Here is a 24,537-nt window from a genome sequence, read left to right as displayed (position 1 = left end):
AACCTAATGAAAAATGTATTCGTTGCTGCGAGAATCAATTATTTTATCTTTACCAATGAAAATTAGGAGTAAAAATTACACATTATCTCATTTTCAAATGGCTTAATTTTCACATTAAAAAACTATTTTTGCATTTTATAATTATAACTACACAATGAACACAACAAAAACAATTCAATCTGCATTAATCTCTGTCTTTTCAAAAGAAGGATTAGAACCTATAGTAAGACAACTAAACAGTCAAAATGTTACACTTTATTCTACTGGAGGGACTGAGGATTTTATAAAAAATTTAGGGATTCCTGTAATTCCTGTTGAAGATGTTACTTCCTACCCTTCTATTCTGGGTGGTAGAGTAAAAACATTACACCCAAAAGTTTTTGGAGGAATCTTAAATCGCCAAGACAACGAGAGCGATGTTCAGCAAATGATAGAGTTCAACATCCCGCAAATAGATTTAGTAATTGTTGATTTATATCCTTTTGAAAAAACAGTAGCTTCTGGAGCTAGTGAATCAGATATTATTGAAAAAATAGATATTGGTGGTATTTCTTTGATACGTGCCGCCGCAAAAAATTTCAAGGACACTGTAATTGTAGCCTCGGTTGACCAATATGGTTTGCTTTTGGATTTGATTACAGATCAAAACGGAGCTACAACATTGGAAGACAGAAAATTATTGGCTACAAAAGCATTTCATGTTTCATCACATTATGACACTGCAATTTTCAATTATTTCAACACTGACGAAACAATATACAAACAAAGTATTGCTAACGGTCAAGTTTTAAGATATGGGGAGAATCCACATCAAAAAGGTTTTTTCTTTGGTGATTTTGATGCTATGTTCAAAAAAGTTCACGGAAAAGAATTGTCTTACAATAATTTATTAGATGTAGATGCTGCAGTAAATTTGGTTAATGAATTCAAAAATGACGGCCCTACATTTGCTATACTAAAACACAATAATGCTTGTGGTTTAGCGACAAGAACTACAATTAGCGAAGCTTATCTTGCGGCTTTGGCTTGCGATCCAACATCTGCATTTGGTGGAGTTTTAATTTCGAATACAAAAATTGATGTTACTACGGCTTCAGAAATAAACAAATTATTTTGTGAAGTGGTGATTGCTCCTGAATACGATACTGAAGCCATTACTATTTTACAAGAAAAGAAAAATCGAATTATATTAGTTCAAAACGAAGTAGCTTTACCTCAAAAACAAGTACGTACTTGCTTAAACGGAATTTTAGTTCAGGAAAGAAACAACATAACCGACAATAAAGAAGACTTAAGAACCGTTACTATAACTGAGCCTACTGAACAAGAAGTTCAGGATTTAATTTTTGCTTCCAAAATTTGTAAAAACACAAAATCAAATACGATTGTTTTTGCAAAAAATGGTACACTTATTGCGTCAGGTACAGGACAGACATCAAGAGTTGATGCCTTGCTTCAAGCAATAGAAAAAGCGAATAATTTTCACTTTGATTTGCATGGAGCAGTGATGGCAAGCGATGCGTTTTTCCCTTTTCCAGATTGTGTAGAAATAGCTAAAGAAGCTGGAATAACTGCTGTAATTCAGCCCGGAGGATCAATAAAAGACGAATTGAGTATTAATTATTGTAATGAAAATAAAGTTGCAATGGTATTTACAGGAACTCGTCATTTTAAACATTAATTTGTTTAACTTTGTCCGTCACAAATTTATAACTTCTAACCCTTAAAAAACTTATGGGATTTTTTGATTTCATGACCGAGGATATTGCGATAGACCTTGGTACCGCCAACACTTTAATCATACATAATGATAAAGTTGTAATAGACAGCCCATCGATAGTTGCTCGTGATAGAGTATCGGGCAAAATCATTGCTGTAGGAAAAGAAGCAAGTATGATGCAGGGTAAAACACATGAAAACATTAAGACAATAAGGCCTTTGAAAGATGGCGTAATTGCTGATTTTGATGCTTCTGAAAAAATGATAAGCTTGTTTATAAAAAGCATCCCCGCATTGAAGAAAAGAATGTTTACTCCCGCTTTAAGAATGGTTGTATGTATTCCTTCTGGAATAACTGAAGTTGAAATGAGAGCCGTTAAAGAATCTTGCGAAAGAGTTAATGGTAAAGAGGTCTATTTGATACATGAACCTATGGCAGCAGCAATAGGTATTGGAATAGACATCATGCAACCAAAAGGAAACATGATTGTGGATATTGGTGGCGGGACAACTGAAATTGCAGTAATTGCATTGGGCGGAATTGTATGTGACAAATCAGTAAAAATCGCTGGTGATGTATTTACAAATGACATCGTTTATTATATGCGCACACAACACAACCTTTTTGTTGGAGAAACTACTGCCGAGAAAATAAAAATTCAAATTGGTGCCGCAATAGAAGACTTAGAAACTCCTCCAGAAGACATGTCTGTTCAAGGTAGAGATTTATTGACCGGTAAACCAAAACAAGTAGAAGTTTCTTATAGAGAAATTGCTAAAGCATTAGACAAATCAATACAAAGAATTGAAGATGCTGTAATGGAAACTTTATCACAAACACCTCCTGAATTAGCAGCCGACATTTACAACACAGGGATTTACCTTGCAGGTGGAGGATCTATGTTAAGAGGTCTTGATAAAAGGATTTCACAAAAAACAGATTTACCTGTTTACATTGCTGAAGACCCATTAAGAGCAGTTGTTAGAGGAACTGGTATGGCACTTAAAAACATTACAAAATTTAAAAGCATTTTGATTAAGTAATCGGTTTTTGTTACACTTGCCAGCCTTCAAGCTCAAATCAATTTACAGCAATTAGATTACAAAACAAGACATACAGTTATTTACATTATACCGTTAAGAAATGCAGCAAATATTTAATTTTATTTTTAAAAACAGTAATAGATTACTGTTTTTGCTGCTTTTGGGTGTCTCGTTATCACTCACCATTCAATCCCATTCTTTCCACAGGAGCAAAATAATCAGTTCTGCAAATTTTTTAAGCGGTGGAGTGTATGAAAAGGTGAATAACCTTAATGAATATTTGAATTTAAAAACTCAAAATGATGCGCTTGCTCTTGAAAATGCAAAGCTGAAAAGTCTTTTATTTAATCGTAAAGACACTACTGCAATAAAAAAACTGGACAGTATTAAAGGTGTAAAACCAAACGATATTGTCGTTTCAAAAGTGATACATAATTCCTATAATGTCCATGAAAATTACTTAACCTTAAATTCAGGAGAATTACAAGGTGTAAAACCAGATATGGGCGTAATTAACAGTTTAGGAATTGTTGGAATCATAGAAAACACATCTCCAAACTATTCGACTGTAATCAGTATTCTGAATAAAAAATCTCAAATCAATGCCAAAATTAAAAAGTCAAATCACTTTGGTTCTTTGATATGGGACGGAAAAAATACAGGCTTCGTTCAATTAATCGATGTTCCGAGATTAGCGGCGATAAGAAAAGGCGACACAATCGTAACTGGAGGTCAATCTGTAATTTTCCCAGAGAACATAGGAATAGGTACTATTGAAAATATATTTACAGAAGAAAAAAACAATTATTACACCATAAATATAAGATTATTCAACGACATGACTAACTTAGGTCATGTCTATATAATAAAAAGGAAAGACCGTGAAGAAATCACTAATTTAGAAAAAAGAGAAAAGGATGAATAGCGCATTGTTAGTCAATATTTTTCGATTTATTCTGTTATTGGCAGTTCAAATTATCATATTCAACAATATGACTTTTTTGGGTTACATTAGCCCTTTTACCTACATATTATTCATAATACTTTACCCTGTAAATGGAAACAAGTCTGGTCTTGTAGTTGCGAGTTTTTTACTTGGGCTTATTATGGATATGTTTAGTAATTCAGGCGGAATACATGCAACTGCATGTTTGGTTTTAGCCTATGTTAGACCATCTATTTTTAAATTTGCTTTTGGCCTAAGTTATGAATATCAAACTGTAAAATTAAATGACGTATTAACACCTGAGAGATTCTCGTTTATATTACTCTCTGTTGTAATACACCATTTTACGTTATTTTTACTGGAAGCATTCCAATTTAGCTTTATTTTTGATATACTAATACGAACTTTATTAAGTACTGTATTCACCATTATTATTTGCATTATCATAATATATCTTATTAAGCCAAACAAAAGATGAGAAAAGTCTTGTTGCCTTCCTTAATCATTCTAGCTACATCTTTGCTTGTAATTCGAATCTTTTATTTGCAGATTGTTGACGACACTTTAAAGTTAAAATCTGAAAATAATGCCATTAAAAAAAAGTACGAATTTCCAGAAAGAGGATACATGTATGATAGAAAAGGAAAGTTATTAGTTGCCAACCAAGCATCTTATGACATCATGGTTATTCCTAGAGAAGTAAAAAATACGGATACTTTAGAATTTTGTCAATTATTGAATATTACAAAAGAAGATTTCATAAAAAAAATCGAAAAAGCTAAAATATACAGTCCGCGTTTACCATCTGTCTTTTTATCTCAGTTGAACAAAAGTGAATTCGCCGCTTTTCAAGAAAAAATAAGAAAATATGAAGGTTTTTATTTTCAAAAACGTTCCCTTCGTGATTATGAAGTAGATTTTGGGGCCAATATTTTTGGGTCCATCACCCAAGTCAACGAAAAACTAGTCGCCAAAAATCCATATTACAATAGCGGTGATTTAATTGGACGACAAGGAGTTGAAGAAAGTTATGAAGATCTTTTGCGTGGAATAAAAGGTGTAAAATACATTCAAAAAGATAAATACAACAGGGAAATCGGTTCTTATAAAGAAGGAAAATACGATACTATTGCTATTCAAGGAGAAGACATAAATCTTACCATAGATGCTGAAATTCAAAAATATGGTGAAGAGTTAATGATTAATAAGCGAGGCGGAATTGTTGCTATTGAACCAAAGACTGGAGAGATTTTAGCACTTGTAACTGCTCCATCCTATGACCCTGGGATATTAGTAGGAAGACAACGATCTAAGAATTATACCGAATTGTATCGAGATTCTATTGCAAAACCACTTTATGACAGAGGTTTGCTGGCTGAGTATGCTCCAGGATCTCCATTCAAAATTTTAACTGGACTTATTGCGTTACAAGAAGGAGTTATTGATGCTAATACTACTGTTTTTTGCAATCGAGGTTTTAGTTATGCAAGAGGGCGTTTTATGGGATGCCACTGCCATGGAGGTGCTCTTCAATTGCATAGAGGTATATTTGAATCCTGCAACTCTTATTTTGCAACGGCTTACATGAAAACAATTAATAAATATTCAAAGCCAGCACAAGCAGTTGATATTTGGAATAATCACGCAAAAAGTTTTGGTCTTGGGCAATTCATGGGATATGATTTACCAACTGGCAAGAGAGGAAAAATACCCTCTTCAAAAACATACAAACGCATGTATCCTAATGGTGGCTGGAGAAGCACCGCTATCGTATCTAATTCTATTGGTCAAGGTGAAGTTGTAATGACTCCAATTCAACTGGCTAATATGATGGCAACAGTTGCGAATGAAGGGTATTATTACACGCCACATATCATTAAAAAAATTGAAGGCCATAAAATTGACGAAAAATTCACCACGAAACATGTAACCACAATTGATAAAAAACATTTCAAACCAATTATCAGCGGTTTATTTGATGTTTACAACTTAGGAACAGCCAGGTCTCTACGAGTGGAAGGAATTGATATTTGTGGTAAGACTGGAACAGCGGAAAATTTTACAAGAATTGGTGGTGTAAAAGTAAAATTAGAAGATCACTCTATATTTGTAGCTTTTGCACCAAAAGATAATCCAAAAATTGCAATTGCAGTTATGGTTGAAAACGGTGGATATGGAGCGACTATTGCAGGACCTATCGCCAGTTTGATGATAGAGAAATACCTCAGACAAAAAATTACCAGAATTGACCTGGAAAAAAGAATTCTAGCAACAAGTTTACAAAGTCGATATGCTAAATTAGGAGGACTCTCTGAAGCAGTTAAATTACAAATAAGAATTAGCGATTCTCTTCTAAAAAAGAAAACAATAATTCCAGCTGTAAAAGTAAAAACAGACACCACTAAATCGAATAAACAAGCTATTTAATTCAGATGAAAAACCAAAGCATAACAAATAACATCGACTGGATAAGCATAATAATCTATGTTTTATTAGTTATTTTGGGTTGGCTAAATATCTATTCGTCTTCTCTTTCATCAATGGAAGACACTTATGAAAAACAGCTTATATTCATTGTATTAACTATTCCTTTAATATTCATCATACTCTCTGTTGACGGTAAGTTTTATGAAAAATACGCAAGTATCATTTTTGGAATTTCACTACTCACATTAGCAGGATTATTTTTATTTGGAAAAACCATAGCAGGTCAACGTTGTTGGTATGCAATAGGGAGTTTTACAATTCAACCTTCTGAATTTGCAAAAGCGGCTACAGCTTTGGCGTTAGCAAAATATTTAAGTGATACCCAAATCAATTTAAAAGAAGTTAATAGGCAAATACAAGCTCTTGCAATAATACTTTTGCCTGTCATCCTAATACTTCCTCAACCTGACCCAGGAAGTGCTTTAATATACAGTATATTCATCATTGTTTTATACCGCGAAGGCTTACCGTCTTGGTATGTTTGGACAGGATTTATTACCATACTGTTATTTGTATTAACGCTGATATTAGAGCCCCAATATGTAATTCTTATAGGATTGGCTACCCTAGTGTTAGTTCATTTCAAATCAAGATTAGCCGATAGAAACATTATTTTAAGCAGTATTCTTTTTGTAATTATTTCTGGGTTTGTTTTATCTGTAAATTATGTTTTCGAAAATGTATTTAAGCAACATCACAGGGATCGCTTTAATATACTTTTGGGCAAAACAGTAGATCTAAAAGGAATCGGTTATAATACAAATCAATCCGAAATAGCCATTGGTTCTGGAGGTTGGATTGGAAAAGGGTTTCTCGAAGGGACACAAACCAAAGGAGGATTTGTTCCTGAGCAACATACTGACTATATATTTACAACAGTAGGTGAAGAATGGGGATTTGCAGGCTCATTAGTAGTTATCGCTCTTTTTGCAGGTTTATTTCTTAGAATAATATATCTGGCAGAAAGACAAAAAACAAAATTCAGCAGAGTTTATGGATATTGTGTAGCCGGAATTTTATTTACTCATTTCTTTGTAAATATCGCCATGGTTGTTGGTATATTCCCAACAATTGGTGTGCCACTTCCTTTCTTCTCCTATGGAGGGTCTGGTCTTTGGGGCTTCACTATATTATTGTTTATATTTATAAAAATGGACGCCAATAAAGTAAACGAGTGGTAATTAAATAGGTTTTAAGTGCAGAGAACTTATTCTTGTTTCTAATTTTTCGTCTCTTTAAATTTTAATTATTTCATCAAGTTACCGTTTTGATAAAATAACGTAACTTTAAAAAATCCTATTCTAATTAAAACTCCAATTTTTATAATCGATGTTTTTTTCTAATTGATTTTCAATGTTGTCATTCAATTTAGGAAAGAAGTCAATTCCAGTCAATTTTTCGATATGATCAACTGACACTATAAAACTATATAAGGGTTTATCACTTTCAGAATTGGGAACCAAAAAACCAATCATCTTCAAGTTCTCTGTGGAATCATCCAATAAAATTTTATAAAAAAACTTAGGAACAGAAACCTTCTCTTTCCCTATTGTCATTAATGAAGGCTCTAAAACTCCGCCTGTAATTACATAAATTCCATCGTGTTTCACGGCCCAATACCGTACATTTTGTTCTAATCTATTCCAAACTCCATTATTAAAATTACGCACTTGAGGAGAAACATTTGAAGTAAAAAAGTTTCGTTATACGCATCTAAAGCAAACTTCATATCACCTGCCGGACAAAGATGCCCTTTATCATACATGGTCTTTTTATAATTTCGCCAATCAGCCGAACCCGTTTTTACTTTAGTATCCTCAATAAAAAAAGGGCGCTTAAAATTATTATTTTTAATATACTTTTTCTTCAATTCATAAGCCACCCAATCAGACTGTTCGTGAACTTCATTATACGACAAAGTGTAATACTGGTGTTTCACAACTTGATTGGCTGTTGTAGATGGTAAAAAATCAAAAATTTTCGCTATCGTTGCTCCTTTCTTCTCGATGCTATCAATATGACTTTTACTCTCTTTTAAGTTATATCTATTTTTCCCAGTGTAAGCAGCTGAATTAATCACTTCCAGATCCTTCTTACAGGAAGAAAAAAGGATTCCATTAAAAAGAATAAAGATTAAAGCGAATAGTTTTCTATTTTTCATTTATAACTATCTATAAAGATTGTTACTATTCTTCTAGTTTTTAAAGTTAAAATTAAGCAGTTTATATTAATTAAAAGTTACAGCAACTGCTATTTTCAAAATTATCTGATTCTAAAATTTAAAAAAAATGCAATAAAGATATGTTACTCAAACTAAAAACGCTCCAAAAATTCTTCTTGAATTTCTGGAGCGTAATAGACATTAATGATTGTATGTTTTATGAATTAACAAATTCCTTATTAAGATTTCGCCAATTTATCTTTTTTTATTTTAACTGGAATATCTTTTTTTGAAATTGATTTAGGTTGTAAATCGTCCAAAACATTAATTGCCTCTTCCACATAAATATCTTTTGATAAAGCTTCATGCCACATCTCTCTTTTTTCTTTTAACGAAACATCCTTACTCATTGTTTCTGTTTCATAAGGTAAAGAAGTAAATGTCAATGTGTTTTTATAGTTTACGATTGGCTTATATTTTTTAGCTTTCTCTTCAATTTCAACTTGAGCAATTTTAAATTTATCAATGTTCAAACTATAAACGTTTTCTTCACTTCTACTATCAATCCATTTTGCATTCTCTTCAATTAATTGAAACTGTGGATTTTTACTAATTCTGTTTTTACTATTGGCAATTGCTAGATTAAAGTTGGCATTATTATTCCAAACACTATAATCAGCCTGATCAATTTTATCCCAAGGCATTGCATTATCAATATCGCGTTCGCCCATTTTTAAATAAGCATATCTATCTGGCATAACAATATCGCTACGAACACCTTCTAATTGGGTAGATCCACCGTTAATTCTATAAAATTTTTGTGTAGTAGTTTTAATCGCTCCTAAATCCCCAACAGAACTACTTCTAACGAACTGATTTAAATCAATTACATTTTGAACCGTTCCTTTACCGTAGGTTTGCTTACTTCCAATGATGATTCCTCTTTTATAATCCTGAATTGCAGCAGCAAGAATCTCTGAAGCCGAGGCTGAGAAACTATTTACCATAATTACTAAAGGACCATCCCATTCAATTTTTTTATCTCTGTCATAAAGAACCTCTTTTTTAATACCGGCTGATTTAATCTGAACGATTGGACCTTGTTCAATAAACAATCCTGCAATATCAACAACAGTCGACAAAGATCCACCTCCGTCATCACGAACATCAAGGATAATACCGTTTACACCTGCTTTTTTTAATCGGTCAACTTCTAAAGCAATATCTTTTCCAGCATCTCTACCGTCTTTATTTTCAAAATCAATGTAGAATTTTGGCAAATAAATCACTCCGTATTTCAATCCATTTTTATTTACAATACTGGACTTCGCATACGTTTCTTCTATTTCAACGATATCTCTGATAATAGAAATAATCTTAATTGTTCCATCCACTTTTTTAACAGTAAGACGAACTTCTGAACCTTTAGGTCCCTTAATTTTCTTCACAACATCATCCAAACGCATTCCAACAACATCTACCGCTTCTCCATTACCTTGAGCCACTTTCATTATCAAATCTCCAGCTTCTAGCTGTTTTCCTCTCCAAGCGGGACCACCAGAAATAAGTTCAGAAATTTCAGTAAGATCGTTTTTCTTTTGTAGACGAGCTCCAATTCCTTCTAACTTACCGCTGATACTTACATCAAAGCGTTCTTTTTCTTCCGCTGCAAAATAATTTGTATGCGGGTCAAAACGTGCTGTTATAGAATTTACATATACTGAAAACCAGTCGTTTCTGTCTAAATCCTTGATAAAACCAAAATATTCGTCTAATGATTTTATAGAACTTTCTCTAGTTTCTTTTTCTAAAGTCTCAAAAGATTTAATTTCATAAGTAGCATCATTTTTCTTTTTGTCTTCTTCTAATTTTTGTTTGTCTACAAGAGATGAAAGAGTAGATAATTTGATTTGCTTACGCCATTTATCACTAAGTTCAGACACATTTTTTGTATAAGGCGCTTTTTCATAATCAATATTGAAACTTTCATCAACTGAATAGTCAAAAGGGGTACTCAAAACATCTTTGTAAATCTTTTTGCTTTCTTCCATACGCTTAACTAAACGGTCATAGGTCAGATTGAAAAAAGTCAAATCCTTATTCAATAACTGATTGTCCAATTGCAATTCAAATTTTGAAAATTCATCAATATCAGATTGTAAAAAGAATCGCTTAGAGGGGTCTAAAGCCTCAATATAATCTTTATAAATTCCTTTAGAGAATGCATCATCAATTGTAGCTGGACTATAATGTCCTTTCTCTATAACAAACGTCAATAACTCTAAAAGCAATTTATCTTTTTCGGGATCGGTTGATTTTGTTGCATTCATTTTGAACGCAAACAATGTCACCGAAATGCATACAACTAGAAGTAGTATTTTATAGTTTCTTTTCATAAAGTTAATAATAGTATTCATGAATCTTTTAATCGAAGTTACGGTAAAAACTATGCCAACAGTGGCAGGGCCTCCATAAATTTTTGTTAAAGATATAAAAATGTTCTTTTCTTTTAAGTTAAATGAATCAACATAACATATTTTTATCTTTTGTTTACACATTCCATTCTGTGTTATTACATTTGTCCTGAAAATTCTCGATAATCAATCTCATTTTTGCAACTATAAAATAATGAAACAAACCAGACCTTTAATTTTAATAACAAATGACGACGGTATTTCGGCACCCGGACTTAGAGCATTAATTGCGGTTATGGCAGAAATAGGCGAGATCGTAGTGGTCGCTCCAGACAATCCTCAAAGTGCCATGGGCCATGCCATTACCATAAACAGCACCTTGTATTTGAATAAAATTTCTAAAGAAAATGATCCTTTTATAGAATACAGTTGTTCTGGAACACCGGTAGATTGTGTAAAACTTGCTGTAAATGAAATTCTGAAACGAAAACCGGATTTATGTGTTTCCGGTGTCAATCACGGATCAAATTCTTCCATAAATGTGATTTACTCCGGAACAATGAGTGCGGCTGTTGAAGCGGGGATAGAAGGAATTCCAGCCATTGGTTTCTCTTTATTGGATTATGATTGGAATGCCAATTTTGACAATATAAAATCTTTTATTCGAAAAATTTCGTTAGAAGTTTTAGAAAACGGACTGCCGGAAGGAGTTGTTTTGAATGTAAATTTCCCAAAATTAGAAGAAAAAGAGATTAAAGGAATTCGAATTTGCCGTCAAGCGAAAGCACTTTGGGTAGAGAAATTTGACAAAAGAAAAACGCCTCAAGGAAGGGATTATTACTGGCTTGCCGGAGAATTTGTAAACCAAGACAATGGCGAAGACACTGATGAATGGGCTTTACAAAATGGATACATATCCGTCGTTCCTGTTCAATTTGACTTGACGGCGCATCATGCTGTACAACAACTTAACACCTGGAAATGGAATGAATAAAACAGACTTGTTTGTCGGATTTTTAATTGGATTCGCCACTACCCTTCTTGGGAGTTATATTTTTATAACTTTTTTTACTGAATTTAATTTCATTGCTGGAATTCAAATTATGAAATCACAAGGGAATTTGGGCAAAATTATAACGTTGGGTTCTATTCTTACACTAATCGCATTTGGTTTTTTACTAAAAATGAACAAAGAAACAATGGCTCGCGGCGTGGTTTTAGCAGTAATAATAATTGCAATTATCACTCTGTTTATTTAAGAAACGGTAATAGTTTATCTTTGTAAATCGAAAAACAGATTATTAAAAATAAATATGATTTTATACGTTTGAAATCCAAATTTATAAACTCCTAATCTAGAAAGCATGAAATATTATATTATAGCGGGTGAAGCTTCAGGAGATTTGCATGGTTCAAATTTAATGAAAGAACTGTATAAAAAAGATCCAAATGCTGACATCCGTTTTTGGGGTGGAGATTTGATGAAAAATGTTGGCGGTACTTTAGTAAGACACTATCGGGAATTGGCATTTATGGGTTTCATCGAAGTGATTTTTAACTTAAAAACTATTTTGAATAACATCAAAATATGCAAAAAAGACATTCTTGAATTTCAACCCGATGTTCTTATTTTCATAGATTATCCCGGTTTTAATTTGCGCATAGCAAAATGGGGCAAAGCGTTAGGCATGAGAACACACTATTATATTTCCCCTCAAATCTGGGCTTGGAAAGAAAGCCGAATTACCGATATAAAACACGACATTGATAAAATGTATGTGATTTTACCTTTCGAAAAACAATTCTACGAGGACAAACATCATTTCCCTGTCGAGTTTGTGGGGCATCCGCTGATTGACGCTATTCACAACCAACCCGCAGTTGATCCAATCCTTTTTAGAAAAGAAAATCAATTAGACGAAAAACCAATTATCGCTATTTTACCGGGCAGCAGAAAACAGGAAATCACTAAAATGCTATCTGTAATGTTGAGCGTAGTAAATGATTTTCCTGACTATCAATTTGTAATCGCTGGTGCTCCAAGTCAGGAGTTCTCTTTTTATCAAGATTTTATTTCTCATGAAAATATAAAATTCATCTCCAATAAAACATACGATTTATTGCGAAATTCAACAGCCGCATTAGTCACTTCAGGAACCGCAACTCTGGAGACGGCACTTTTTAAAGTTCCGGAAGTGGTCTGTTACAAAGGCAGCTGGGCTTCCTACCAAATTGCGAAACGAATCATTACACTTAAATACATCTCATTGGTAAACTTGATAATGGATGAAGAAGTGGTCACTGAATTAATTCAAGAGAAATGTACTACAAAACGTATTCGGGAAGAACTGAAAAAAATCCTGGAATCCAATCATCGCAATACGCTTTTGGAAAAATATGCGTTATTAGAAGACAAATTAGGTGGCATTGGTGCTAGTGAAAAAACTGCTAAATTCATTGTTTCTGATTTACAATAGCTTACAGCTAATCTGTAGCTATTTACATTTATCAAAAATATATTCTTTTGAAACATTTCGCATTCCTATTATTGATTCTTATTTTTTTTACGGCTTGTAAATCGACTTCTCCCATAGTCACTTCTAAAAAAAACGACACAAAAAAAGAGAAACTAACGAAATCCGAAAAAAGAAAAACAAATCATCTGGCTGAAGAACTAATTGATGCGGCGGCTGAAAATCTTGGAGTAAAATATAAATACGGAGGCACAACAAAAGCAGGTTTTGACTGTTCCGGTTTAATGTTTACGATTTTTGATTCTAACAACATAACCCTTCCACGCAACTCTTATCAACAGTCAAAAATAGGTGTCGTTATAAATCCCGAACGTGAACAAGCACAAAAAGGGGACTTAATATTTTTTAAAACCAACAAAAACTCACAAATAAATCATGTTGGAATCGTCATTGAAGCCAATGATGATGAGATAAAATTCATCCATTCTTCTACTTCAAAAGGAGTAATTATTTCCTCTACAAAAGAACCGTACTATAAAAAAACCTTTGTACAATTGAATAGAGTGTTATAGACATCCGAAAAACGCTTTGTTTCTTTGCGAAAAAACAAAGTTGTTTCTTACTAAAAATGTGTACTTTAGAGTTATGAAAGTACTTCAATTTCCTTTAGCGAGAATAACAATTGGATTTATTTCAGGAATTCTTTTTACCAATTACTTTCATCTACCACTATCATTACTCTTTATTTTACTTTTCATATCCATCAGTATTTTTGGAGCATTGTATTTTTTATTCAAAAATAAAAGCAAGAATGTTTTCTATTTTGGCTTGACAACTTATCTCCTGTCTTTTCTTATTGGAATTTCGACCCAAGTAATTCACACTGATTATTTTCAAAAAAGCAATTACATTAACAACACGACTGTTTTTGAACAACCACATTCCATTTCCATAATCATTCGCGAAAAACTAAAAAGCTCACCATTTAGCGACCGTTACATTGCCATTATAAACCGTGTTAATGAGAAAAAACAAACGGGAAGAATCATCTTGAACATTCAAAAGGACAGCTTGCATCATGAATTCGAGATTGGGACACCTTTACTTATTGAGGGAGTTTTATCTAAAAACAGACCTCCTAATAATCCAAACCAATTTGATTACAGCAAATACCTCAAAAACAAACAAATCTATGCGCAACTGTATGCTGATGTTGATGAAATCAAAATTGGTTCTGAAATAGAGAAAAACATCTGGTATTATTCCTCTAAATTAAGAACAAGAATTATTCATAATTTAGAAAAAAATAACTTTAATAAAACCGAATTAAATGTCGCCATAGCTTTAATAATGGGGCAACAGCAGGATATTTCACCTGAAATTATTCGGGATTATCAATATGCTGGAGCAGTGCATATATTATCGGTATCAGGACTACATATTGGTTTCATTTTACTTTTTGTCACCTTCATCCTAAAACCAATTCCTAACACAAAACGTGGCTCATTCCTAAAATTACTTATCATTCTTACCTCTTTATTCACTTTTGGAATCATAGCCGGTTTAGCACCTTCGGTAGTGCGTTCCGTAACTATGTTTTCGTTTGTTGCCATTGGAAATCATTTACGAAGAAGTGTCAATATTTATCACACTTTATTGGTTTCTATTTTACTGATTCTGCTTTTTGAACCTTCCTTTTTATTTGATGTTGGTTTCCAACTAAGCTATTTAGCTTTATTTTTTATTATTTGGTTACAACCGCTTTTAGCCTCAATTTGGTTACCGAAAAACAAGGTTTCAAAATATATTTGGGACATTCTTACCGTTTCGTTTGCCGCACAAATGGGCACTTTACTCTTGAGCATTTATTATTTCCATCAGTTTCCGGGCTTATTTTTTGTAACCAATTTAATTATCATTCCATTTCTGAGCATCATTATGATTTTAGGAGTTTTCGTAATGCTTTTAGCCGCATTTAACAGCATCCCTGTCTTCCTTTCACAACTACTAGAGTGGAGCATCTATTACTTGAATAAAATCATTAATGCAATTGCGTCTTTGGAACAATTTATAATACAAGATATTCCATTGCATTTTTATCTGTTACTCAGTAGTTATTTGGTAGTTATAACTGCAATTATTTGGCTCAAGAAACCAAGTTTTAACAAATTAGTAATGACATTGGTTTCCATTATCATTGTACAAATTTCGTGTTTGGGTATTCAAAGGAACATTCAAAACGAACAAGAATGGATTGTTTTCAACATCAAAAAAAACACATTGCTTGCAGAGCGAAACGGGGAAAACATAACGGTCTATGCGAATGATAGTATTTTGAAAATTGCTCAAAAAAACAACGCTCTAAAGTCGTATCGAATTGGGAATCTAAGTAGTCTTAGAGAGAAAAAAGAGCTACAAAATATTTTTTATTTTAATGGAAAGAAGATTTTCATTTTAGACAGTTCCGGTGTTTTTCCAAGAAATATAAATCCGGATGTCATTATACTGACTCAATCTCCCAAAATAAATTTTGATCGCTTGTTACAGACACTAAAACCAAAGATGGTCGTAGCGGATGGGTCTAATTACAAAACGATTCAAAAACAATGGAAAGTGACTTGTATGAAACAAAAAATCCCTTTTCACGCTACGAGTGAAAAGGGATATTATAAATTGAGCTACTAATTATTTCTTATGCAAAAATCCATTTGCAACAGCTAACCATGCAGATGGCCCACCAGCAACGTAACCTGTACTTCCTAAACCTTCAAAATTTACTTTGCCATCTACACTTGTGACATTAGCAAAATGGATTGTCGGAAATCCTTGAATTGCAAAAACTTGCTGCAATTCGTCATTTTGTTTTTTAATCTCAGGAGTCTGAGGTGTTCTTCTAGGATAATCTAATTCCACTAAAACCACATTTTCTTTAGCCCAAGCAGCAAATTCAGCTGTTTTCAAAACCTCTTTTTGTAACCTGATACACCAACCGCACCAGTCGCTTCCCGTAAAAAACAACAACATTGGTTTTTTAGTTTTATTAGAAACTTCCATAGCCTTAATGACGTTGGTTTCCCAAACTAATTCTTGTGCTTCAGCGGCAAATGAACCCGCAAACAATACTAAAGCAACTATTAATTTCTTCATGTTTATAATTTTTAATTATTGAATAATCAAAAATGATGCCTGAAAATTATCGAACACCATGCATTAATTTCTTAATTACCGGCCCCATCAAAATAGAGAATAAAGCCACGGCAATAGATATTATTGCTAACATCCAGAAGAAATAACTTAATCCGTGTTCATTGGCAATTTTATCAATATTTTCTCCAAACATACCTGCTCCTTTCATTCCTATTGCAACTGCAAGATACCAAACTCCAAACATAAATGCAATCATTCTTGCAGGAACTAATTTACTCACATAAGACAATCCTACCGGAGAGATACACAATTCAGCCATAGTATGGAAAAGATAGACCAAAATAAGCCAAATCATACTTACTGAAGCTGTTTTTGCTCCAGCTTCGATTCCGCTTGCGCCAAAAGCAACACAAGCCATCCCAAGCGCTAATAATCCCATTCCGATTCCGTATTTTAAATTAGCCGAAGGATTGTATTTACTTTCCCACCATTTTGAAAATAATGGTGCTAATGAAATAATAAACAATGAATTTAAGGTAGAAAACCAAGTTGCAGGAACTTCCGTCAATGCAGTAGTCACTTTATCAATTTTTAACGCCTGCAAAGTAGCATCTGACAATGATAAATATCCTGCAGTGTAATAATCTTTAGCCAACATCCATATTGCTATTGTCCAAATAATCACAAAACTCACACTTAGAATAATATTTGCAAGAGCGTAAAATTTAAAAGTTTGTTTGAATAATAAAATCAATACCCAAGTAATAATCACTAATGGTAAAATAGTAATCAATGAATTCATCACTAAGAATACTACACTCCAATTACCTGTTAAAACTCGATCCGTATAATCATTCGCAAAAATGGTTAAACTGTTTGGTGACTGTTCGAAAATTGCCCAGAAGAAAATAGTCAGAAAAGCAAAAAATGTAACTGCTATTAATTTTTCTTTAGTAATTTTAGAATATTGAGTAAATCTATAAATCAACAATATAATAAATACAACCAGTGCTGAAACTATAGCAATAGAATTACCATTCGCTCCTAAGAAAGAAAAAACATTTACTTTACCTCCAGATATTTTGGAAGCAGGATCATTCAAAAGCCACAATAAAGCTAGTAATGATGAAAATGCAATAGCTGTTAATTGTATTGGTGAAAAAGGATTTCTTTTATCCGTATCCAAAGCTTCTGCTTTCGCTTTGCTTTCTTTGTTTGGTTTTAAACCGATGTCTCCAAAGATATTTTGAGACAACCAAAACTGTAACATTCCAAAGAACATAAAAATACCGGCTAAACCAAAACCATACGTCCACCCCACTTTTTCTCCTAAATAACCACAAAGTAAAATACCAAAGAAAGCCCCAGCATTTACACCCATGTAAAATAAAGTATAAGCACCATCTTTTTTCTCAGGACGGTCTTTGTACATTTCGGATACGATGGATGTCATATTTGGTTTGAAAAAACCATTCCCAAAAACCAACAATACTAATCCTAAATAAATAGAAAATTCTGTTTCAACAGCCATAGAAGCGTGTCCTAAAGTCATCAAACTTGCGCCAACAACAACAGCCCATCTAAAACCAATTACTTTATCGGCAAAATAACCACCTAACATTGTGGATAAATAAACCAATCCTACATAGGATCCAAATAATGCAGAAGCATTTTCACGAGTCCATTCCCAACCACCATCTGTAAAGGAAGCGGTTAAAAATAGTATCAGTAAAGAACGCATTCCGTAGAATGAAAATCGCTCCCACATCTCTGTGAAGAATAAAACGAATAATCCCGCTGGATGTCCTAGAACGGTACTTTTAAAAAATTGATCTGTAGTATTTTCACTCATATTATTAATTGTTTAATTCTTTGTCAACTCCGTGCATTAATTTTTTTATTATTGGCGAAAGTACCAATAGCAGTAATCCAAAACCAAGTCCTGTATAAAATAAATATTCAAAAAGTACTAAGTAACTCTGTTTTGCTAAATTTAAATCGGGTGCTGTACCATTTGAAGTATCTACAGAAGCGATATTAGCTAAAATGGAAGCAATAAATTCAGAACTGGCTGTTGCCAAAAACCAAACTCCCATCATGAACCCAACGATTTTTACCGGAGATAATTTAGTCACTGCAGAAAGTCCTACCGGTGACAAGCATAATTCCCCACAAGTATGTAAAAGGTACGTAAGAATCAACCAAATCATGGCTACTTTCCCCATCCCTGACAAACTAATTCCTAAAACCAAAGACCCAAAACCTAAACCTACCAACAACAATGCTATTGAAAATTTCACTGCAGTATTTGGATTGTATTTCCCTAGCTTTACCCACAACCAAGCAAAAACTGGGGCTAATAAAATAATAAACAAGGCATTAAAACTCAAAAATTGGCTAGCGGTTATGGTATATCCAAAAACTGTTCTGTCTAAAATGCGGTCTGCAAATAAATTTAATGAAGTATAAGCTTGTTCAAATAATGCCCAAAAGATAATCGTAAAAACAATTAAAATGGTTAAAGCCATTAATTGCTCTCTTGCTTTTTTATCCAGTTGAGTAACGGCATAATAGACAATATAAATAAACGAAACTGCACCAGCAACCATCAACGAATAGGAAACCACTTCATGTCGCTGCACCATTTGCCAAAAAATCAATGCAGATGACGCGCTTAACAAATAGATTAGCCATTCGTTCTTTATCCCGAAGGATTTTTTTTCCAGAATTTCAGGAACGGTAGTTTCCCCTTTCCCCATTAATAATTTCTTTCCGGAAATAAAAGTCATTAGTCCAAAAAACATTCCGATACCGGCTGCTGCAAAACCATAACTCCATCCATAAGTTTCTCCAAGCCAACCACAAATTAGTGTAGCCATAAAAGACCCCAAGTTGATTCCCATGTAAAACAAAGTGAATCCAGAATCTCTTCTTTTATCTCCTGTTTCATACAATTCCCCCACTAATGAAGATATATTGGCTTTTAGAAAACCGACCCCGACAATTATTAAGGAAAGTGAAAAATAAAATATTTGTAAGGATGTATTGTCCCGCGTAATTTCGCCGGTCATGGATTGTGTGGCGGCATTCCCTTCATAAGCCATTCCTATATGACCCAAAACCAACATAATCCCACCAAAAACAATGGCTTTTCTAAATCCCAGATATCTATCGGCTATAAAACCCCCTAAAACTGGCACTGCATACACTAAAGCAGCGTAGCTCCCAATCAGTAAATTCCCAGAAGTATCCGAAAACAAATGGTACTTTGTCAGGTAAAAAATCAACAGGGCTTTCATTCCATAAAAGGAGAAGCGTTCCCACATTTCGGTAAAAAACAATATAAAAAGCGCCTTTGGATGTCCAAAAAATTCTTCCTTATTCAATGAGTCGTTTGTCATAAAGCGCTGTTATAAATTTTCTTTGATAAAATTAGTCATTTTAGTATACAATTGAATTCTGGTTTTACCCCCTGAAATCCCGTGGGCTTTATCAGGATATATTTGTGAATCAAATTGTTTGTTGGCCTGAATCAACGCTTCCATCATTTGCATGGAGTTCTGAACATGAACATTATCATCTCCCGAACCATGAATCAAAAGAAATTTTCCTTTCAATTTACCCACATGATTTATAGGTGAATTATCATCGTATCCGCTTGCATTTTCCTGTGGTGTCTGCATGTAACGTTCCGTGTACACACTGTCATAAAAACGCCAGTTCGTAACCGGAGCTACAGCAATTGCCATTTTGAAAACATCATTTCCTTTCATGATACAATTAGACGCCATAAAACCACCATACGACCAGCCAAATATACCAATTCTAGATTTATCTACAAATGAGTAATTTCCTATTACTTTGGCAGCATCAATTTGATCTTCCACTTCGTATTTCCCTAACTGTTTTTGAGTCACCTTCTTAAAATCGGCACCTTTAAAACCTGTCCCACGACCGTCAACACAAGCTACAATATAACCTTGTTGCGTTAACATCATAAACCAGTATTCATTAGAACTTCCCCATCCGTTTACAACCTGCTGAGAACCAGGACCAGAATACTGGAACATAAAAACAGGATGTTTTTTAGTTGGATCAAAATCTTTCGGCTTCATAATCCAAGCATTTAGCTCATTTCCTTTTTCTGTTTTTAAAACAAAAAACTCTTTAGCCGGTAAATTATACCCTTTTAGTTTTTCAGCCAATGATTCATTGTTTTCAATAACCTGAACTTGTTTTCCAGCTTTAGCTTCGTTCAACGTATACGTCGTAGGTTGAGTCGCGCTAGAAAACGTGTTGATGTAGTATTGAAAATTCGGACTGAATGTCGCTGCATTCGTTCCTGTATTTTGTGACAATCGCACTTTATTTTTCCCGTCAAGACCTATTCTGTAAACATCTCTATTAATCGATCCATTTTCAACAGACTGATAGAAAACCGTATTTGTCTTTTGGTCTAAACCATAATAATTAGTCACTTCCCATTTTCCTTTGGTCACCTGATTTTTTAATTTTCCATTCTTGTCATATAAATAAATATGATTGAAACCATCTTTCTCGCTGGTCCAAATAAAACTGTTGTCTTTCAAGAAAGTCAAGTTATCTGTAACATCAATATATGCTTTGTCTTTTTCGTTCAAAACTACTTTTGCAGCTCCTGAGTTACCATCGATAAACAACAAATCCAAATTGTTTTGATGACGATTCAATACCTGAGCAGATAATATATTCGCATCATTCGTCCATTTCATTCTGGCAATATAAAAATCATTGTAATTCCCCAGATTTATATTTTTTACCCCATTCGAATTTACATCATATATATGCAAAGAAACTAAAGCATTCTTCTCTCCGGCTTTTGGATATTTAAACGTTTGCACCATTGGATACAACTCTTTTCCAAACATTGACATCGAAAATTCAGGAACCTGACTTTCGTCAAAACGAATATAGGCCACTTTTTTGCTGTCAGCGCTCCAATCAAAAGCTTTCACAAAAGCAAATTCTTCTTCGTAAACCCAATCCGTAATACCGTTAATAATACTGTTTTTTTGTCCGTCTGTAGTTATTGGAGTCGATTTATTAGAGGCTAAATCATACACATACAGATTATTTTCTTTGGCGTACGCTATCTTTTTTCCGTCCGGCGAAAAAGTGGGTTCCTGCACCTGAAAATCAAATAACTTTTTTAATTGTTTATTGGCTATATCGTACAAATAATAATCAGCAGTAAACGAGTGACGGAAAATCTTATTTGTATTACAAGCTAATAAAATCATTTTTTCTGAAGCATCGAACGTGTAACTGTCAATCCCATTTGATAAATCCTTGTGGGATTTTGTATCTATAAGTGTAGCTGTTTTTTTTAAAGTCGCAAAATCATACAAATCGATTTGCACACTTCTTGACTGGCTGTCTAAATTCAATACCGTATATTGATTTGTATTTTTCATGGACTGTAATTCATCCATTCCTTGCGCACGAAATGTGCCGTTGTAAATTTCATCAATTGTGATTTTTTGTTGGCCGACAACAGTAAAACACAAGAATAAAAATAATGCAATAATTTTTTTCGAATACATGATATTTATTTAAATATAAAAACCGTCAATTTTAGTGAAAAATTTACAATAATTTTACATTCTATGTGTTAAATGTTAAAAACAATATTTTTAATGCCTATTTATTGAGGATAATATGATTGTTAACAAAACGGCTAAAAGCGTATATTTGCACGCATACATACTATAATCAATTGAGAATGAATAAGGCCATTAGCGGATTTTCTAAATTATCCAAAGAAGAAAAAATTAAATGGATTGCCAATCAATATTTTTCAACACCTACAGAAGCCGTCGCCTTGCTGAAAAATTACTGGAATTCTGATGAAAAAATACAGAAATTACACGATGAATTCATCGAAAACACGATAACTAATTTCTACATTCCACTGGGAGTTGCTCCAAATTTTCTAATTAATGGAAAATACAGCACCATTCCCATGGCCATTGAAGAAAGTTCTGTTGTTGCCGCTGCCGCAAAAGCTGCTAAATTTTGGTCCACGCGTGGCGGGTTTAAAGCAACCGTAATCAACACCGAAAAAATTGGTCAGGTACATTTTATCTACAAAGGAGATGTTTCAAAACTGAATTTATTTTTTGCCCAAAACAAAAATAAATTTTTCTCAGAAACAGAATCGATTACAACAAATATGCAAAAACGCGGTGGCGGAATTTTAGACATTACTCTAAAAGACAAAACTGATTTATTACCCAATTATTTTCAGCTGCATGCCACTTTTGAAACCAAAGACAGCATGGGAGCGAATTTTATCAACTCTTGTCTGGAACAATTTGCCAAAACGTTAAAAGATGAAGCGCACAACTATGATTTATTCACGGAAACTGAAAAAAATATTGAAGTGGTGATGAGTATTCTCTCGAATTATGTTCCAAATTGCATCGTAAGAGCCGAAGTTTCTTGTCCGATAGAAGAATTATCTGAAAAACACATTCAGAATCCTCAAGAATTTGCCGAGAAATTCGTGCAAGCCGTTCAAATCGCCGAAGTCGAGCCTTATCGTGCCGTAACGCACAACAAAGGAATCATGAACGGAGTAGACGCCGTCGTTTTGGCAACAGGAAATGATTTCCGCGCCGTCGAAGCAGGAATTCATGCGTATGCCTCCCGAAACGGAAAATATTCTAGTCTTTCCCATGCCAAAATCGAAAATAGCGTTTTTACTTTTTGGTTGGAAATCCCTTTAGCATTAGGAACTGTTGGCGGTTTGACTTCCCTGCATCCGTTGGTAAAATTATCATTGGAAATGCTGGAAAACCCTTCTGCCAAGGAATTAATGCAGTTTGTAGCCGTAGCCGGTTTGGCCCAAAACTTTGCCGCTTTGCGCTCCTTGACTACAACAGGAATCCAGGAAGGACACATGAAAATGCATTTAAACAACATCATCAACCAGTTTGAAGCGAATGATGAAGAACGTATTTTAATCCAGAAACATTTCAAAAAAAATACCGTTTCGCATAGCGCTGTAGTCACCTATATTGAAAGTTTAAGAAAATAATTTTATCTTGAAGCAACAAAAAATAAGATTGCTTCGTTCTTCGCAAAGACAATGAAAAAAACATTCTACAGTAACGGAAAACTTTTAATTACAGGAGAATATCTAGTTCTTGATGGCGCAAAAGCCTTTGCATTACCTACAAAAATGGGACAAAACCTCATTATAGAAAAAGGAAGTAACAAGGAAATCATTTGGAAAAGCTATGATGCGGATAGAAGTATTTGGTTTGAAGACACCATTTTATTTTCTGATATCACGAAGGAAGCCACTACTGAAAACGAATCGGTTAAGGCTACACTTACGACCATTTTACACGAAGCTTTTAAATTAAATTCTGGTTTTATTTTAAATTCAGACGGATACCGCATTACCACTGAACTTGGATTCACTAAAAGCTGGGGTCTGGGGACGTCATCGACTTTGATAAATAATATTGCCCAATGGTTGCAAATCGATGCCTTTACACTGCTTAAAAACAGTTTTGGAGGAAGCGGCTACGATATAGCATGCGCACAAAATGACACTCCTATTGTATATCATTTGGAACAAGGTATTCCTATCGTTGAAAAAGTACCCTTTAATCCTGAATTCACACAACACATATACTTTGTATATCTCAACAAAAAACAAAGCAGTAAAGCCGCAATAGCGGCTTACAACATTAATAAAAAAAATAATCTGGCCAAAACCATTGCTTTAAATGATCAGATAACTTCAGAAGTTTTAAATTCCACTACGCTTCAATCTTTTGCTACAGCACTACAAAAACACGAAGTACAAATGAGCATTATTCTGGAAACACACACTATAAAAGAATCCTTGTTTCCTGATTTTAATGGTGTGATAAAAAGTCTAGGCGCCTGGGGAGGCGATTTTGTCATGGCGATTGCAACTGAAAATCCCAGCGACTATTTTATTTCAAAAGGATATAAAACTATCGTTCCTTATAATGAAATGATATTGTCTTAGTTTTTATAATTAATCAAAACTTTCAAAAAAACTATATTAAAATAAAAATCCCGATACATTCAGCATATATCGGGATTTTTATTTTGATTAATTACTTC

General features: G+C 33.6%; 18 protein-coding genes and 1 pseudogene. 13 read left to right on the top strand and 6 right to left on the bottom strand.

From position 1 onward, the window contains the following. The first annotated feature begins 154 nt into the window (after positions 1 to 154). The 6 genes from purH (at position 155) to rodA (ending at position 7,377) form a co-directional block, all read left to right on the top strand. Positions 155 to 1,681, top strand: a complete 1,527-nt coding sequence (purH, locus tag E0H99_RS04125; protein ID WP_131991433.1) for a bifunctional phosphoribosylaminoimidazolecarboxamide formyltransferase/IMP cyclohydrolase — start codon at positions 155 to 157, stop codon at positions 1,679 to 1,681. Positions 1,682 to 1,734: 53 nt separating this feature from the next. Continuing rightward, a complete protein-coding gene (locus E0H99_RS04120) occupies positions 1,735 to 2,763 on the top strand; it encodes a rod shape-determining protein (RefSeq protein ID WP_073205523.1) in 1,029 nt (342 codons plus the stop codon). A gap of 100 nt (positions 2,764 to 2,863) precedes the next feature. Then, positions 2,864 to 3,688: a rod shape-determining protein MreC gene (gene mreC / locus E0H99_RS04115; protein ID WP_131991431.1), complete on the top strand. Its 825-nt coding sequence runs from the start codon at positions 2,864 to 2,866 to the stop codon at positions 3,686 to 3,688. Further along, positions 3,681 to 4,187, top strand: a complete 507-nt coding sequence (locus E0H99_RS17365) for a rod shape-determining protein MreD (RefSeq protein ID WP_131991429.1) — start codon at positions 3,681 to 3,683, stop codon at positions 4,185 to 4,187. Before mreC ends, E0H99_RS17365 begins: the two co-directional genes overlap by 8 nt. After that, the gene (gene mrdA, locus E0H99_RS04105) at positions 4,184 to 6,136 is read left to right on the top strand and encodes a penicillin-binding protein 2 (RefSeq protein WP_131991427.1); all 1,953 of its coding nucleotides are present in this window, start codon (positions 4,184 to 4,186) and stop codon (positions 6,134 to 6,136) included. Before E0H99_RS17365 ends, mrdA begins: the two co-directional genes overlap by 4 nt. 5 nt (positions 6,137 to 6,141) lie before the next feature. Further along, positions 6,142 to 7,377, top strand: a complete 1,236-nt coding sequence (gene rodA / locus E0H99_RS04100; protein ID WP_131991425.1) for a rod shape-determining protein RodA — start codon at positions 6,142 to 6,144, stop codon at positions 7,375 to 7,377. Positions 7,378 to 7,497: 120 nt separating this feature from the next. Here rodA and E0H99_RS04095 read toward each other — a convergent pair. Both E0H99_RS04095 and E0H99_RS04090 read right to left on the bottom strand, forming a co-directional pair. After that, positions 7,498 to 8,357, bottom strand: a pseudogene (locus E0H99_RS04095) (DNA/RNA non-specific endonuclease). 239 nt (positions 8,358 to 8,596) lie between these two features. Continuing rightward, complete coding sequence (locus E0H99_RS04090) at positions 8,597 to 10,774, bottom strand: carboxy terminal-processing peptidase (protein WP_131991423.1); 2,178 nt, start codon at positions 10,772 to 10,774, stop codon at positions 8,597 to 8,599. A 211-nt stretch (positions 10,775 to 10,985) separates the two neighbouring features. Here E0H99_RS04090 and surE point away from each other — a divergent pair, with 211 nt between their 5' ends. The 5 genes from surE (at position 10,986) to E0H99_RS04065 (ending at position 15,930) form a co-directional block, all read left to right on the top strand. Continuing rightward, entirely contained in the window at positions 10,986 to 11,765 is a 780-nt protein-coding gene (gene surE / locus E0H99_RS04085; RefSeq protein ID WP_131991421.1) for a 5'/3'-nucleotidase SurE, read from the top strand. Further along, on the top strand, positions 11,758 to 12,030 hold the full coding sequence (locus tag E0H99_RS04080; protein WP_131991419.1) for a hypothetical protein: 273 nt from the start codon (positions 11,758 to 11,760) through the stop codon (positions 12,028 to 12,030). The genes surE and E0H99_RS04080 overlap by 8 nt, the downstream gene beginning before the upstream one ends. A 105-nt stretch (positions 12,031 to 12,135) precedes the next feature. Next, positions 12,136 to 13,248 carry a lipid-A-disaccharide synthase gene (gene lpxB / locus E0H99_RS04075; protein ID WP_131991417.1) on the top strand — a complete coding sequence of 371 codons (1,113 nt, stop codon included), beginning with the start codon at positions 12,136 to 12,138 and terminating at the stop codon, positions 13,246 to 13,248. Positions 13,249 to 13,295: 47 nt separating this feature from the next. Next, positions 13,296 to 13,817: a C40 family peptidase gene (locus E0H99_RS04070; RefSeq protein ID WP_131991415.1), complete on the top strand. Its 522-nt coding sequence runs from the start codon at positions 13,296 to 13,298 to the stop codon at positions 13,815 to 13,817. 73 nt (positions 13,818 to 13,890) lie between these two features. Next, positions 13,891 to 15,930, top strand: coding sequence for a ComEC/Rec2 family competence protein (locus E0H99_RS04065; protein ID WP_131991413.1), 2,040 nt, complete (start codon positions 13,891 to 13,893; stop codon positions 15,928 to 15,930). Here E0H99_RS04065 and E0H99_RS04060 read toward each other — a convergent pair whose 3' ends face one another. Genes E0H99_RS04060 through E0H99_RS04045 form a run of 4 tightly spaced genes read right to left on the bottom strand, consistent with a single transcriptional unit; the run spans position 15,931 to position 21,974 of the window. Further along, positions 15,931 to 16,392, bottom strand: coding sequence for a thioredoxin family protein (locus tag E0H99_RS04060; RefSeq protein ID WP_131991411.1), 462 nt, complete (start codon positions 16,390 to 16,392; stop codon positions 15,931 to 15,933). It abuts the gene before it with no gap. 46 nt (positions 16,393 to 16,438) lie between these two features. Further along, a complete protein-coding gene (locus tag E0H99_RS04055) occupies positions 16,439 to 18,244 on the bottom strand; it encodes a peptide MFS transporter (RefSeq protein WP_131991409.1) in 1,806 nt (601 codons plus the stop codon). Positions 18,245 to 18,248: 4 nt separating this feature from the next. Next, positions 18,249 to 19,793, bottom strand: coding sequence for a peptide MFS transporter (locus tag E0H99_RS04050; protein ID WP_131991407.1), 1,545 nt, complete (start codon positions 19,791 to 19,793; stop codon positions 18,249 to 18,251). Between the two features lie 9 nt (positions 19,794 to 19,802). Then, positions 19,803 to 21,974 carry a S9 family peptidase gene (locus E0H99_RS04045; protein WP_131991405.1) on the bottom strand — a complete coding sequence of 724 codons (2,172 nt, stop codon included), beginning with the start codon at positions 21,972 to 21,974 and terminating at the stop codon, positions 19,803 to 19,805. A 179-nt stretch (positions 21,975 to 22,153) separates the two neighbouring features. Here E0H99_RS04045 and E0H99_RS04040 point away from each other — a divergent pair, with 179 nt between their 5' ends. Continuing rightward, positions 22,154 to 23,470, top strand: coding sequence for a hydroxymethylglutaryl-CoA reductase, degradative (locus E0H99_RS04040; protein ID WP_131991403.1), 1,317 nt, complete (start codon positions 22,154 to 22,156; stop codon positions 23,468 to 23,470). A gap of 51 nt (positions 23,471 to 23,521) precedes the next feature. Beyond that, the gene (locus tag E0H99_RS04035; protein WP_131991401.1) at positions 23,522 to 24,439 is read left to right on the top strand and encodes a GYDIA family GHMP kinase; all 918 of its coding nucleotides are present in this window, start codon (positions 23,522 to 23,524) and stop codon (positions 24,437 to 24,439) included. The last annotated feature ends 98 nt before the right edge of the window (positions 24,440 to 24,537 follow it).

The organism is Flavobacterium sp. GT3P67 (assembly GCF_004349155.1).
Classification (GTDB): Bacteria; Bacteroidota; Bacteroidia; order Flavobacteriales; family Flavobacteriaceae; genus Flavobacterium; species Flavobacterium ranwuense.
Note: the sequence above shows the minus strand (reverse complement) of the source record. Positions and strands in the feature narration are given on the sequence as shown.

What these genes read in the sequence shown, in the direction of transcription:
- surE (WP_131991421.1), top strand. Translation starts at nt 10,986, where the DNA reads ATGAAACAAACCAGACCTTTAATTTTAATAACAAATGACGACGGTATT.
- E0H99_RS04065 (WP_131991413.1), top strand. Translation starts at nt 13,891, where the DNA reads ATGAAAGTACTTCAATTTCCTTTAGCGAGAATAACAATTGGATTTATT.
- E0H99_RS04090 (WP_131991423.1), bottom strand. Translation starts at nt 10,774, where the DNA reads ATGAATACTATTATTAACTTTATGAAAAGAAACTATAAAATACTACTT.
- E0H99_RS04055 (WP_131991409.1), bottom strand. Translation starts at nt 18,244, where the DNA reads ATGAGTGAAAATACTACAGATCAATTTTTTAAAAGTACCGTTCTAGGA.
- mreC (WP_131991431.1), top strand. Translation starts at nt 2,864, where the DNA reads ATGCAGCAAATATTTAATTTTATTTTTAAAAACAGTAATAGATTACTG.
- E0H99_RS04035 (WP_131991401.1), top strand. Translation starts at nt 23,522, where the DNA reads ATGAAAAAAACATTCTACAGTAACGGAAAACTTTTAATTACAGGAGAA.
- mrdA (WP_131991427.1), top strand. Translation starts at nt 4,184, where the DNA reads ATGAGAAAAGTCTTGTTGCCTTCCTTAATCATTCTAGCTACATCTTTG.
- rodA (WP_131991425.1), top strand. Translation starts at nt 6,142, where the DNA reads ATGAAAAACCAAAGCATAACAAATAACATCGACTGGATAAGCATAATA.
- E0H99_RS17365 (WP_131991429.1), top strand. Translation starts at nt 3,681, where the DNA reads ATGAATAGCGCATTGTTAGTCAATATTTTTCGATTTATTCTGTTATTG.
- E0H99_RS04060 (WP_131991411.1), bottom strand. Translation starts at nt 16,392, where the DNA reads ATGAAGAAATTAATAGTTGCTTTAGTATTGTTTGCGGGTTCATTTGCC.
- E0H99_RS04080 (WP_131991419.1), top strand. Translation starts at nt 11,758, where the DNA reads ATGAATAAAACAGACTTGTTTGTCGGATTTTTAATTGGATTCGCCACT.
- E0H99_RS04045 (WP_131991405.1), bottom strand. Translation starts at nt 21,974, where the DNA reads ATGTATTCGAAAAAAATTATTGCATTATTTTTATTCTTGTGTTTTACT.
- purH (WP_131991433.1), top strand. Translation starts at nt 155, where the DNA reads ATGAACACAACAAAAACAATTCAATCTGCATTAATCTCTGTCTTTTCA.
- E0H99_RS04040 (WP_131991403.1), top strand. Translation starts at nt 22,154, where the DNA reads ATGAATAAGGCCATTAGCGGATTTTCTAAATTATCCAAAGAAGAAAAA.
- E0H99_RS04120 (WP_073205523.1), top strand. Translation starts at nt 1,735, where the DNA reads ATGGGATTTTTTGATTTCATGACCGAGGATATTGCGATAGACCTTGGT.
- lpxB (WP_131991417.1), top strand. Translation starts at nt 12,136, where the DNA reads ATGAAATATTATATTATAGCGGGTGAAGCTTCAGGAGATTTGCATGGT.
- E0H99_RS04050 (WP_131991407.1), bottom strand. Translation starts at nt 19,793, where the DNA reads ATGACAAACGACTCATTGAATAAGGAAGAATTTTTTGGACATCCAAAG.